This window comes from Glaciecola petra (genome assembly GCF_031846345.1).
In the GTDB taxonomy this organism is placed as follows: domain Bacteria; phylum Pseudomonadota; class Gammaproteobacteria; order Enterobacterales; family Alteromonadaceae; genus Glaciecola; species Glaciecola petra.
Window position 1 is genome coordinate 1 of record NZ_JAVRHX010000006.1, and the last position, 13,470, is coordinate 13,470.

The window sequence follows — 13,470 nt, forward strand, 5'->3', positions numbered from 1 at the left end:
TTGGCAAGGGCCATCCAAAAGCAGACATAGCTATACCTCAATTTATAAACATCCTAGGTCATTCCCACGAAAGTGGGAACCTCCAACCACACAAGAAATGTTCAAAGAATAATTGTGTTAGCGTTATTGAAACTATTTAGTTTTTTATAGTTTGCCATGCTGTTTAGGGGGTTCCCGCTTTCGCGGGAATGACGAGAGAGATGTTTCCAATGACGAGAGGGATGTATCTAATAAATAGTGCACAATCCGTCCGGAAACTGCCTCTTTGGAGCCGGTTGTCAAGATTTTTTCCAACCAGCGCTAGGTTCATCGATATCAGTCAGAAAAAGCAATGTCCAAGCTCAGAATACAAATATTCTAGCAAAGTATTGTAGCGGTGCTTGCGAATTCGCTCATATTGTGTGCAAAAGAACTTGCATAAGAACTTAGCTCAGAACCAATATTCTCGATAGAAGCTTTTACTTTTAGGCGATCAGCAAAGCCCAAGCGAGCGCTCATTACTAACCAAAATACAGCGCTAACTAAGCCGACATATCGCCAAATATTCTTTTTTGCCCACTTCAATGCAAAGGCAATCGACAAGACATAAAATAAAAATCCCGCGAGTTTTGAAGACGCCCATCCGTTTACGAAAGGATATAATTCAATTTGAATAACCAAGTAAACAAAAGTCGCCAAGAAAAGGGTATACAGAATATGGGGCCCAATTTTTAGGATTTTATTATTTACTTTGTCAGAACCCTTAATGGTTAAAACAAAATTGATAAGGAAAAAGATAAACGTAAGAACGATTATTGTCAGGTGGGAGTGTTTTATTATCATGTACATGGTAAGGACTTTTCTCTGTTTTTATGCTAATTATTAAATACTCTATTTTGCAGTATATAGTTCGCATAAGGTAATGGCTATTACTCATCGCTTGTTAACAACAAAAAAGCCGACATTGAGACAATGCCGGCTTTCCTTTCAAACGTCTTTATTTATTTGCGACTTAAAAACACCATAATGATGCCATATGATTATTATGGTAGGTGTTATAAAACTATGGGTTTATAACCGTGGTTTTGCTTAATAGTTTCCCTTCATAACTTTGCCTTCCTTCATAACAAAATTGACCACTTTCAAAGCACTAATATCTTCCAAAGGGTTTGTGCTTACTGCAATAATATCTGCTATTTTACCTACTTCAAGTGTTCCTAATTTCGTTTCCATATCAAGCAATTCGGCGCTTATCACTGTTGCAGAGCGTATAGCATCAGATGCTGTCATACCTGCGTTTACCATCATTTCAAATTCATCTGCATTTTCACCATGCGGCGTCACTGCAGAATCAGTACCAAAGGCAATTTTTACACCCGATTTGTATGCTTTAGTAAAGGTGGCAATTGAAGCGGCCGAGGCGGCGTAAGCTTTCTTCTTGATCGCATCGGTGAAGAAGGGATTACCCTCCATAGATGCGGGCACTTTTACGCCAGGAGACATAGTAGGCACCAAATAAGCCCCTGATTGTTTAAATAGCTTCATCGACTCATCGTCAGTAAAAGTACCATGATCGATACTATCAACACCTGCTCTTAATGCTGCTCTTATTCCTTTAGCGCCATGGGCATGCGCAGCCACCTTGACGCCTAAGCCATGCGCAGTTTCAACAATTTCACTCAACTCATCGTCTGTCATTTGTTGTTCAATACCGGTTTTTGTATCAGATAATACACCACCCGTCGCGGTAATTTTTATCCAATCTGCCCCCATTTTTACTGCATTACGTACTGCCTTTCTGCATTCGTAAGGACCATCACAGATGGTTTCTGGTGTCCAAAGTTTGAGTAATTCAGGTTTATAACCGTCCACATCACCATGTCCACCAGTAGCGGCAATGGCGCTGCCCGCAGAGAAAATACGTGGCCCCGGAATCATTCCTTTGCCAATCATGTCTCTTAATCCAAAAATAGCTTCTGGATTGCCACCAAGGTCACGAACGGTTGTAAACCCAGCCATTAATGTTTTATTTGCATAGTAAGCACCTGTAAGTGCCTCCATAGAAGTGGTGACAAACAGTGCATCGGTGCGACTGGATTTACCCAATTCAGACAGTAGATGAACATGCATGTCCATTAGGCCTGGCAAAACAAACTGGCTTTTCAAATCAATGAATTTAGCCTTGTCATCAATAGTTGTAGGGTCAATGTAACCACTTATTACTTTATCAATTAGTCGGTCTTTAATAACAATGGTTTGTTTGGACAAAGGCTTTTCACCCGGTACGACTAACACTTTCCCTGCATGGATAACAACTACATTGTTAGCAAACGCAGTTGAAATTGAAAGAATCAAGAACACGGTTAACGCTGTGAATAATTTATACATAAAGTGACTTTTTGATTGTTTTGAAGTTCAACACTAATGATGAACGCATCAATACTCAATGTTTTATTGAAAAAATAACGCTTTATTAACGTTTTTGGTATTGAGAGATACACCGCGCAGGCATAGGATAGTCAGTATTACCCCAGAAGGACTTTTATGCTTTTACGTCGGTTCATGAAACATGTTGATGATCAAAATTGGTTTGCTGTTGGGCTTGATGTGCTGGTGGTGATAACGGGGATATTTTTAGGCCTGCAGATAGCAGAGTGGAATGATGGCCGCAATAACCGCAATGATGCTCAAGATTTTCTAGTGAGAATTCATGGTGAATTATTGGCAGCAGAAACAGCCTCAAGTCGAGTAAGAGTTAGACGGCTTAATTTAATAGACCATTTAAGTGATGCAGTGACCGTTATTTTTGATAAAGATGCAAAACGTTTGTTAGAAGAGGAGCATTGTTTTGCGCTGGCGACTTCACATTATTATAACATTGCTATTTCAGACCTGCCTTCACTTATAGAATTAATGAGTGCAGGAAGAGTTGCCATTATCGAAAACAATAAGCTAAGAACCGAATTAATCGCGTTTCAACAAAGTGTAGGCACGCTAAAAGAAAATATAAGCATCTCATTTAGAGTTGGGCACAAACTGCCTATTCATCATCCCAAATTGATACGTTCTGAACCTTACTTCAATGAAACCTTAGGAGAGATACAAGCTCGATATGTTTGTGACCTAGAAGGTATGAGACTAGCACCATCTTTTCTAAATATGGCGAGTGAAAACGCCGATGCTTATGACGCCTATTTGCGCGATGGTCTTAGGCCTTGGAGTGAAAGAATGAAATCGCTACATCATTTGTTGGACGAAATACTCGGGTTAACTCATAACGATATTAAATGAAGAAATTTAAGTTACGCACAGTCATTAAGACTTAAGCAACACTAATAATAGGAAGCTCCATGTCAAATAAGATAATAACAAGCATAGCTGCAGCAACAATCAGCTTTTTTGTAGCAAGCTCCTGTGTGGCAGGTTCACCGGATAGGTTTGAAGCGCACATGAATTTATTGGCAAGTGATTTGCTGGCTGGGCGAGATACCGGCAGTATCGGTCATGATTTTACGTCGCTATATATTGCTTCAGAATTGCAAAAATATGGAGTGAAACCAGGTGGAGACGACGGTAGTTATTATCAAATGATCCCGTTTAAGCAATCGAGCATTGATATTGCTTCGCCTAAACTCATGGTTACTAACGGAACCGACACATTAGAATTTACATTTATGGATGACATGCTCATGTCACCCGATATGAATTACTCCGAATCACAACTAGATGGTGAATTAGTATTTGCTGGCTTTGGTATAGATGCCCCTTATCTCAATTATTCTGATTATGATGGCATTGATATAAAAGGAAAAATAGCGGTTGTGTTAGTTGGCATGCCGGGTGACTTCCCAAGTGAAGAAGGCGCGCATTACTGGCGCGAATCAACAAGCGCTTTAACCGCAAAAGGTGCGATTGGAGTGATTGCAGTGCATACGCCAGTCATTGAACGGCTTTTTCGTTTTGAGCGCCGAAAGTTTTCTGCAAGATCACCAAGTACTCGTTGGTTACATCCTGACGGAACGGCAAACAATGCAAGCGCTCAAATACGCGCGTCATCAATATTGAGTGTAGAAGCAGGTAAAAAATTATTTGACCTTGCAGGTATGGATTTTGATGCTATCGTTGATGATATTGAGAATAATAGAAAGCCCAAAGCTCAAGCAATGGGTTTAACAGCGACAGCAAGTTTGAAATCTACTCATAGTCAAACTCAAAGCCCGAATGTCATTGGCATACTTGAAGGTTCCGATCCCGATTTAAAAAATGAATATGTGATACTGACCGCGCATTCTGACCATATTGGTATTAGTAAAGATTCGGTTTTAAAAGACACAATAAACAATGGCGCTATGGACAATGCCAGTGGCGTGTCAACTTTGTTAGAGATTGCCTATGAGCTACACAAGTCGGGTGCAAAACTAAAGCGCTCTCTTATATTTGCCTTTGTCACCGGTGAAGAAAAAGGTTTGCTAGGTTCTGATTATTATGGACATTATCCTACCGTGCCTCTTGCGCAAATTGTGGCAAACGTCAACTTGGATATGCCTATACTCACCTATCGAACTAATCAAATGGTGGTTTATGGCACTGAGCATAGTTCACTTAAATCATCTGTTACTGATGCACTTGCACGGCATAACATGGAGTTAATACCTGACCCGACACCTCAGCAAGCGTTTTTTGTTCGAAGCGACCAATACAGTTTAGTCAAGCAGGGCATACCGGCGGTATATATGGACCCGGGCCCAGATGTAACCGAAGAAACGGAGTCGATGATAACGGCAGATGTTTTCTTAAAAACACACTATCACATGCCGTCTGATGATTTAAACCTACCTATCGATTATGTATGGGCGGCTAAATTTGTTGATGTTAATTTAGAAATCGCTAAAAACATTGCCAACTTACAAGACAGACCAAGTTGGAATGAAGATAGTTTCTTTAAATCTTTTGAAAAAAATTAGTATTCAGTAAGCTGAACTCGGGGGACGAATTTAAGGTTTAGGTAACAGAAAATTACCCATAGATTGATTGCTTTTGGTTAACGCCTTTTGTGATGTGTCTTTTAAATTAACACCCGATAATTTGCGCTCAAAAGACTGCTGGATTAACCAAAGTACTTTGCTTACGGCTTCTTCTATTGGCAGTCCGCTTGGGCGGATATTAGAAATACAGTTTCTTTTGGCGTCATTTAACCCTAGTTTAGGGGCATAAGTATAATAAATACCAAGGCTATCAGGGGAACTTAAACCGGGGCGTTCGCCAACAATTAACAAAACAGATTGGGCGTTTAAAATTTCACCAATTTCATCGCCTATCGCTACGCGTCCTTGTTCAGCTATGATTACCGGTGAGCAGCTAATATTTTGTTGTTGAAAAGCATAGATTAAATCTGTGACAAGCTTTGATCCATGTCGCTGAACAGCTATTGAAGACAGTCCATCTACAAGAACAAGGGCAACATCAGCTTGCATCGCTTGTTCGGCTTTACTTAACAAGATTTTGGAGTGGTCGTTTAAGCGTCGTCCAAAATCAGGACGTTGTAAATACTCCGTTCTATTTGTGGCTTGTGAATGCACTTGTATGCTTGTGATTTCTTCGGCAGCTAATTCTTGCGTTAATGCTTTAATATCAAGTGGGGTATTAACTGAATCTCGTGCCAGCGCATGATCAACATTAAATTTTAGTTGGGCTGTTGTAGGCAAGCTAATACCTGTATGCCCTAAGCCTATTCGGGCTTGAGTGAAGGTCTTTAGGTGGGACCATTGTGCTGGTTTTGCATCAACTTGCATCTTGGTTTTTTGCATATCTTGTTTCATAAAAGACTTCTCTATTTAAGACTTCAAATACCATCGCTTATAGCGGCTTGAGGAGCTTGTAGTTCAATTCTTTCTTGTATATTCCTTAAGCATTCGACCCAAAAAAAAGCGCTTGTAGATACAAGCGCTTTGTAAAATGCATTGATGTTTTGATACTAACAAATATTCTTAGGCATTCAACGCTTTAAATTTTACTGCGTAAACGGAAAAACGACAAAAGCGCCATGCTAAACAATACGATCGTTGTTGGTGCAGAAGCTGGTTGTGCGCTTGCTCCGCCTACTCTTAAAGCTGCAATTTCCGATCCCGATAAAGCAACGTCATAAATGCGCGCTTCTGAGATGCTACCAGAAATATTGGGTCCAATTGCTCTCCCTCCTATCGTATGTCGCGCACCAAATAAAATCTCGGTATTATTGATACCAAAAGAAGCGATTCCACCTTGGCTATATGAGCCTTGCAAAATCCCGTCTATGTACAAACTAATCTGAACACCGCTTGTTCCTAGTAAACGATAAGAAATAGCTACCATATGTTCTTGATTAACAACCGTTGGTGTACTGTTGTTAATATCCTGAGTCCTGCTAAAATTATTGCTGCCTGCCATCCATTGATTTGTTCGTCTCTCAGCCCACACTATACCGTCAAATACATCACGATTGAGAGTATCAATAGTTAAAACACTTCCGTTTCTCACACTTAGGTTATCTAAGCTTACCCACGATACAAGCGTTTTTTCAGTTATTAATGGACCAGTATAGTTAACAGCAGATGCCCAAGTGGTATTGCGCAAATTAAGCGAACCATTACTAATGTTAGTGCCTCTTTGCTGGAGATCCCCAAAATTTCCCATAGCGTCTTTATTATCATTAAATTCCCATAAGCCGATAAGTCCGGCGTGCGCATTCCCTGTGGTCATAGCTAAAACAAAGATTAAGGTACTGATTATTTTTTTTATTATCATTAAATTTTAATTCCTGAAATATTGTTGATGATTTGCGGTTTGCAAAAATCGCACCAAGAAATTTTTGTCATATTTAACAATGGTATATAGCATTTATCAGCGCGTTCTACATTTTATGTGTAAAAAACCCTGACAAAAATGTGTCCAAAAACATTTAACACTCTCTAATTATCTAGAGTATGCTTTACTTTTGGCAGAACTTCGGCAAAAGGGCCTATTTGCGAATGTTGATTAAAGCGTCCAGTTGTATCAAAAATTTTATGCTTAATTAACCATTTTTCAAACTCAGGAGATGGGCGCTTGCCTAGGACTTGTCTGATATACAAAGCATCATGAAAAGACGTTGTTTGATAGTTCAACATTATGTCATCAGCTCCCGGAATGCCCATTATGAAGTTAACACCCGCGACGCCTAATTGCGTCAATAACATGTCCATATCATCTTGGTCTGCTTCTGCATGGTTGGTGTAGCAAACATCGACTCCCATGGGCAAGCCTAATAGCTTTCCAGAAAAATGATCTTCCAAACCGGCTCGATTTATTTGCTTACCATCATACAAATATTCAGGTCCTATAAAACCCACTACTGAGTTCACTAATAAAGGTTGGTAATGTCTTGCCACTGCATACGCGCGGGCTTCACAAGTTTGTTGGTCAATTCCATGATGTCCGTTAGCCGACAAAGCACTGCCTTGCCCGGTTTCAAAGTACATGACATTATTGCCCACTGTGCCGCGACCTAAAGACTTAGCGGCAGAATAAGCTTCATCTAAAATAGATAAAGACACACCAAAACTCTCATTAGTGAGTTGGGTACCAGCTATTGATTGAAATACAATATCTAAGGGAATCCCTTTGTTTATGGCTTCAATTTGGGTAGTGACATGCGTTAATACACAGGCTTGTGTAGGGATTTCGTAATGCTGAATAATATCGTCTAACATGTGCAATAAGGTGGTCACTGCTTGATAGTTGTCGGTCGCAGGATTTATCCCAATTAAAGCATCCCCATTGCCGTACATTAATCCATCTAAAATGCTCGCTGCTATGCCGGCTGGGTCGTCTGTTGGATGATTTGGTTGTAAGCGCGTTGACATACAACCATGAAGACCCAGAGTGTTTCGAAATTTAGTCACAACCTCACACTTTTGAGCCACCAATACTAAATCCTGAACTCGCATTATCTTACTTACTGCGGCAACCATTTCCGGTGTTAGGCCTTGTTTGATTGAGTCAATAGATTTTGTTGTCGCTTGGTCAGACAATAACCAATTTCGAAAATCTCCTACACTAAAATGCGAAATAGCGCTAAAGGCCTTTTTGTCGTGATTATCAATAATTAAACGACTCACTTCATCGTCTTCATAAGGAATAATCATGTCGTTTAAAAAATGTTTTAAGGGTAAATCTGCCAAACGCATTTGTGCAGCGGCTCGCTCAAGCATAGACTCGGCCGCAACGCCAGCAAGACAATCTCCAGAGCGTAAGGGTGAGGCTTTCGCTAAAAGCGTTTTTAAATCCTTAAAGTGGAAACGATTAGCGGCTAAATCGATAGTAAAAATCATGGCTGTTGACTGAGTTTACTTTTTATAAAATCACTATGGGCAACATATAGTAGCTCAGCAACATTACGTATTACGTGGTCTTCATATTTGCTCAGTTCACCATCGGCATAGGCAACTTGCCATAGTAAATCTAGCAAACCTAATTTTTGTTCGTAGCTATAATGTTCGTTAATTAATGATGTTAATGGATACATTGAAGTCACTTCATTACCTTCATCTTCACTTAGGGCAATGAGTTCATTTAATTGTGCATCACTCAAGGTAAACTTATCTTGCAGAATCTTGCGTATTCGATCTTTTTCATCCTTCGTTTCTTGGTAGTCCGCTTTTGATATCTCTAGTAGTAAAATAGCGCAGGCCTTTTGCAACTTTGCGTTTATATCCTCTTGAGGTTCATTTTTCGATTTAAGGCTTAATTCCTTTTCAAAAAAAGCTTTTAGTTTTGATATCAAAATAATCTCCTTGCTCTAAAACTTATTTTCACAAATTAAAAGGCTGCTTTTCTATTTTTTATCACCTGATGGTATTAATACTAAATCTTGCTGCGGTGGTATCAAATATTCTGCTCCGTTTTGAGTGATTACGACCATTTCTTCAACTGAGATTGTTTTGGGGCTACCATCACTCAGTAGCCAACTATAAAAACCGTCAAAGGCAAAAGTCATTCCCTCTTGCAACACCCGCTGCGCGGCTGGACGCAGACTAGGCGACTTGGAACCTCCAAGGTTAGGACCGGTATCATGCGCGACATAGCCGACTGGATGACCGGTGCTCCACATTACGGGTAAGGAACCATTGCTTGCCATTATGGCTCTTTGCGCGGCATCAACCTCAATACCTTTTACACCCGGTTTCATTGCTTTAAATGCTGCTTCTCTGCCATTTTTTGCACCTTCCCAGTAACGCAGTATATCTGAGGGAGGCTTAGTTTCACCAGATTTTAAGACATAAGCGAAGCGCTGAATATCAGTCACCCAAGTGTCGTGTACTCGAATGCCAAAATCTGTTTGAATAACGTCACCTGCTTGAATAATCCTATTAGTAGCATGTGAATGACCACGATCTGTTCCCGAATTTACATTTGGGTTTTGGTCACTTGCCCATGCATCTGTGACGCCTGCCTCCGCCATTTTTTGCTTTAAAAAAGCGGCTACATCGGCATCTGTAGTTTCACCCACTATCACATTAGCATAAGCTTCGAGCTGCCATCTTGCGGTAAGTTCAGCAGCTTGCCGCATAATCTCAACCTCTTGCGGCAGTTTTATTGCTAACCATTGATAAACTAATTCGTCTGAATAAACTAATCGTTTTGCTAGCTTAGGCCCTAATGCTTGCGATAACTTTTTATGTTGCATGTAGCTCAGGCCATCTGCTTGTGCATTATTTTCTGAGATATTAACCGCGATGCTTTCAAAGTTTTGTTGCTTGACCATTGCTGCGGCTAAATCAATAGCAGAATCTGTTCTAGGAACAGGAATGACTTTGTTGACTATGTTTGCTTCTGCTAAAGCGGTAGCCTCGCCTATAGGAGAAAAGGCCAACGACTCAAATTTGTTATTATCAAAATAAAACGCAAAGACAGCGGTTTTTCCAGCGTTTTCGCATCCTATATGAATAGCCAACGGGTCGTTGTTATTTTCTCTACACAAAATTAGCCAAGCATCTATTTGGGCTTTTTGCATGGCGAGGGGGAGTAATTGACTTATTCTTTGTTTTCTAATTTCGAACCAAGGGTTATCGTTAGTACTATTGGCAAGTGCTGTCTGTGATATTAATAAAAGCGTTAACAAGAAACGGAGCATAAAATTTAACCCGAAATAAGAATTTATACCCATCTTATCAGGTATCTAGAACATTTTGGTATCTTAAGCTCTTGGCTTTGCTCATGCTGACAAAAAACATCCAAATATTGTCATTCAGCCTTAACAATCTATACATAGATTGCTTTGGTTATGCAAACGCCTGATAGTGTTTAACAATTTTATAATTCTAATCATCAAAGATTTAATAGACAAAAGCAAAAATTGCCTGCAGTCTAATCTATAATTTAATAAATGGCTCGATGTGACCTCAAGATGCAGAACCCAGACGATGTTTTATTCTATATTGCATTATACAAGCTCTTAAATTCCACCACCTTGCTCCCACGCAAATAAGCCGTCTACTTCCCATACTTTGGCTTCTTTGTTTGAAATGATAGGCCTTTCTTGCAATTGCCAATCATTAAACCCGCCTGCAACTGACCATACATTTTTAAGTCCCATTTCGCTTAAAGACTTTGCAGCCAATGCGGAACGCGCACCCGAGCGGCAGTATAAATAGATAGGATTTTCTGCTAAGTCTACTAGTGGATTCTCGCAGTTTTTTACACTAGCATGAGAGGTGATTTCCATTTCTAATACGCCTCTGGGAATATGCGTGGCGCCTGGTACCATTCCCAAAATTACTTCAGATTCTTCGCGTATATCAATAACGATAGCGTTTTGTTTAATTGCTCGAGCAAGCGCTGCGCAGTCGCACTGCTGGATTTCTAGCTGAACATAGCTGACTAATTGTCTGCCGGTTAATAATTTCATTATAATCTCCCTAGTTGAAAAATTGCATAAATGAGTGAATCAGCATGCCTATAGCAGTGGCTAAAATAATATAAGCAAAGCCTTTTTTAAGGCTTTGTTGAGGTAGTCGTTTAGCAATACTTTGACCTATTAAGCTTCCCAAAATGCCGACACTGGTAAATATAAATAATGTTTTCCAGTCGAGTTCGAGCATCATCTGTGTATTGACGGCAAAATGGTTTGCAAGGCCAGCACTGGCGTTAAAAAATATTATGGTAAGACTTGTTGGCACCGCAGCACCCATTGGGAGGCGCGCCAATGTTACTAAAGCAGGCACAATTAAAAAACCGCCACCCACGCCGACTAAACCGGTGACACCACCTAAACCAAGCCCAGTAAAACCGAGCCGAAGTTTACCGGCTTGCTTATATTGTTTTACAGGAGCTCGTTTGCTCAACATTCGCCAAGCCGCCAGCACCATAATGCCTGCCAACAAAATAAACTGTAACTCACCGCTAATCCAATTAGAAAAGCTTGCAGCCAAACCACTGCCGACCATACCCGCTAAAGATAACCAAATAACTGCTTTGAAATTGATTTGTCCTTTACGCAAATTAAGCAAGGCCGACACTCCACTTATAACCGCTACTATAAATAAAGCGCCTACAATCGCTTGTTTTTCAGTAAAGCCCACAGCATAAACTAGCAGCGGTACCGTAATAATTGAGCCGCCTGCTCCGAGCAAGCCCAAACTTAAGCCTATAAATATGGCGCCAAACAAAATAGTTAACAAATTAATTCCAAAGCCCTTTACATTGTATATTTATAATATACGATATATAAATAGAATTGCTAGGGGTAATGTATGATTTCTATAAAAACATTTTTCCATCAAGCGAGTTCAACAATAAGCTATGTGGTTTATGATGCTCAAACCCTCGATGCTATGATCATCGATAGTGCGCTTGATTATACCGCTCATTCGGGCAAGCTTTGGACTGAGTTCGCTGACCAACAAATCGACTTTATTAAAGAGAATAAACTTAATATTCAATGGATATTAGAAACCCATGCGCATGCTGATCATATTTCTGCTGCACATTATTTACGTGCAAAACTTAAGGGTAAAATAGCAGCAGGCTCGGGCATTAAAAAGGTTCAAAAAACCTTTATCGAGTTTTTTAATCTATCTACCGATGAAACTACTGGGCCCGAACCACATTTTGATAAATTGTTTGAAGATGGTGACAGCTTCATGTTGGGATCTTATAAGGTAAGTGTGCTCAGCACGCCCGGCCACACCAACGATAGTGTTACCTATTTTGTAGACGATAATGCATTTGTTGGCGACACTCTATTTATGCCTGATGGTGGAACAGCTAGGTGCGATTTTCCGGGTGGCAGCGCTTCCGTTCTATTTGAAAGCATCAAAAGATTACATGATTTACCCCGCCAAACAAAACTATGGATGTGCCACGATTATCAACCAGCTGGAAGAGAGCTCAAATATCAGTGCACTGTTGAACAAAGCCGTGCACACAATATTCATGTTAATAAAAATGTGTCATGTGATGACTTTGTGCGATTACGAGAATCTAGAGACAAAACCTTAGATGTGCCTCGCTTATTATACCCTGCAGTGCAATTAAATATTTCCGCAGGTAGACTTCCTAAAAAAGAAGGCAAGGGCAGGCGTTACATTAAACAACCTTTATTCTTTGTAGGAGAAATTTTATGAATTTTATCGATTCTCTTATTGGTGGCGCTATTTTAGGCGCATCATCACTCTTATTGTTAATTGCCACCGGACGAATTGCGGGAATTTCCGGCATTATTGGCAATATGCTAACGCGTGGCGCGAATAATGGCTGGCGCTTGATGTTTCTTATTGGGTTGGCACTTGGCCCTCTGTTGGCTGCGCCATCAGGCTATATCTTGCCTGAAATTGACGCAAGTTGGTGGATGATAATTATAGGTGGTTTGCTGGTTGGTTTTGGCAGCGCTTATGGGTCTGGCTGTACAAGTGGTCATGGCATTTGCGGTATGGGAAGACTCTCGGCTCGTTCTATGACCGCTGTAGTCACGTTCATGGTAGTTGCAGCGGTCACCGTTTTTGTTATACGTCATATTGTTGGAGGCGCGTAATGAATTATTTTTTCGCACTTTTAGCCGGCCTAGGTTTTGGTCTTGGTTTAACAATTTCAGGTATGGTTGACCCTCTTATCGTATTGGCATTTTTAGATGTCGCTGGCAAATGGGATCCGAGCCTTCTATTTGTAATGGGCGGTGCCTTAGTGGTTTTTACGCCAGCTTACCAGTTAGTAAAAACTAAAATGTCACAACCTTTGTTTGCTGAAAAATTTTATGTTCCTAGCTCTTCAGCCATCGACAAACCGCTTATTATTGGTGCAATTATTTTTGGGTTAGGGTGGGGAATTTCAGGAATTTGCCCTGGACCAGCTGTCGCCAACATTACCGGTTTTGAAGAAAAAATATTTGGGTTTATTCTTGCCATGATTGTTGGCATGATAACGGCGAGACGAATAAAAGCGAGACGAATAAAAGCCATTAAAGGATAGCCTTATTAT

Annotated in this window: 14 protein-coding genes; 5 read left to right on the forward strand and 9 right to left on the reverse strand. The window is 40.3% G+C overall.

Annotation, left to right across the window (positions count from 1 at the left end; translation table 11 throughout):
- Nucleotides 1-357 precede the first annotated feature (357 nt).
- Nucleotides 358-828 (reverse strand): SirB2 family protein, encoded by a 471-nt coding sequence (locus tag RM552_RS15480; RefSeq protein WP_311369782.1) that lies wholly within the window; start codon nucleotides 826-828, stop codon nucleotides 358-360.
- Nucleotides 829-1,068: 240 nt separating this feature from the next.
- A complete protein-coding gene (locus tag RM552_RS15485; protein WP_311369783.1) occupies nucleotides 1,069-2,367 on the reverse strand; it encodes a metal-dependent hydrolase family protein in 1,299 nt (432 codons plus the stop codon).
- 156 nt (nucleotides 2,368-2,523) lie between these two features.
- Between RM552_RS15485 and RM552_RS15490 the strand changes: the two genes are divergently transcribed.
- Nucleotides 2,524-3,270 carry a hypothetical protein gene (locus RM552_RS15490; RefSeq protein ID WP_311369784.1) on the forward strand — a complete coding sequence of 249 codons (747 nt, stop codon included), beginning with the start codon at nucleotides 2,524-2,526 and terminating at the stop codon, nucleotides 3,268-3,270.
- A 59-nt stretch (nucleotides 3,271-3,329) separates the two neighbouring features.
- Nucleotides 3,330-4,943, forward strand: a complete 1,614-nt coding sequence (locus RM552_RS15495; protein WP_311369785.1) for a M28 family metallopeptidase — start codon at nucleotides 3,330-3,332, stop codon at nucleotides 4,941-4,943.
- Nucleotides 4,944-4,973: 30 nt separating this feature from the next.
- Here RM552_RS15495 and eutC read toward each other — a convergent pair whose 3' ends face one another.
- From eutC to RM552_RS15530, 7 genes are all read right to left on the reverse strand, one after another.
- Nucleotides 4,974-5,798 carry an ethanolamine ammonia-lyase subunit EutC gene (gene eutC, locus RM552_RS15500; RefSeq protein ID WP_311369786.1) on the reverse strand — a complete coding sequence of 275 codons (825 nt, stop codon included), beginning with the start codon at nucleotides 5,796-5,798 and terminating at the stop codon, nucleotides 4,974-4,976.
- Between the two features lie 184 nt (nucleotides 5,799-5,982).
- Nucleotides 5,983-6,762, reverse strand: a complete 780-nt coding sequence (locus RM552_RS15505; protein ID WP_311369787.1) for a LamG-like jellyroll fold domain-containing protein — start codon at nucleotides 6,760-6,762, stop codon at nucleotides 5,983-5,985.
- 164 nt (nucleotides 6,763-6,926) lie between these two features.
- A complete protein-coding gene (locus RM552_RS15510) occupies nucleotides 6,927-8,327 on the reverse strand; it encodes an ethanolamine ammonia-lyase subunit EutB (protein ID WP_311369788.1) in 1,401 nt (466 codons plus the stop codon).
- Nucleotides 8,324-8,779, reverse strand: coding sequence for a tellurite resistance TerB family protein (locus RM552_RS15515; RefSeq protein ID WP_311369789.1), 456 nt, complete (start codon nucleotides 8,777-8,779; stop codon nucleotides 8,324-8,326). The genes RM552_RS15510 and RM552_RS15515 overlap by 4 nt, the downstream gene beginning before the upstream one ends.
- Nucleotides 8,780-8,830: 51 nt before the next feature.
- Nucleotides 8,831-10,129, reverse strand: a complete 1,299-nt coding sequence (locus RM552_RS15520; protein ID WP_311369790.1) for a M24 family metallopeptidase — start codon at nucleotides 10,127-10,129, stop codon at nucleotides 8,831-8,833.
- 321 nt (nucleotides 10,130-10,450) lie between these two features.
- Entirely contained in the window at nucleotides 10,451-10,903 is a 453-nt protein-coding gene (locus RM552_RS15525) for a rhodanese-like domain-containing protein (protein ID WP_311369791.1), read from the reverse strand.
- A 10-nt stretch (nucleotides 10,904-10,913) separates the two neighbouring features.
- On the reverse strand, nucleotides 10,914-11,675 hold the full coding sequence (locus RM552_RS15530) for a sulfite exporter TauE/SafE family protein (protein WP_311369792.1): 762 nt from the start codon (nucleotides 11,673-11,675) through the stop codon (nucleotides 10,914-10,916).
- 72 nt (nucleotides 11,676-11,747) lie between these two features.
- On the opposite strand from RM552_RS15530, the gene RM552_RS15535 reads away from it, so the two are divergent.
- From RM552_RS15535 to RM552_RS15545, 3 genes are read left to right on the forward strand one after another with little or no spacing between them, the layout of a single operon-like run.
- Nucleotides 11,748-12,620: an MBL fold metallo-hydrolase gene (locus RM552_RS15535; protein WP_311369793.1), complete on the forward strand. Its 873-nt coding sequence runs from the start codon at nucleotides 11,748-11,750 to the stop codon at nucleotides 12,618-12,620.
- The gene (locus RM552_RS15540; protein WP_311369794.1) at nucleotides 12,617-13,027 is read left to right on the forward strand and encodes a YeeE/YedE family protein; all 411 of its coding nucleotides are present in this window, start codon (nucleotides 12,617-12,619) and stop codon (nucleotides 13,025-13,027) included. Before RM552_RS15535 ends, RM552_RS15540 begins: the two co-directional genes overlap by 4 nt.
- Nucleotides 13,027-13,461, forward strand: a complete 435-nt coding sequence (locus RM552_RS15545) for a DUF6691 family protein (protein ID WP_311369795.1) — start codon at nucleotides 13,027-13,029, stop codon at nucleotides 13,459-13,461. The genes RM552_RS15540 and RM552_RS15545 overlap by 1 nt, the downstream gene beginning before the upstream one ends.
- Nucleotides 13,462-13,470: the final 9 nt, after the last annotated feature.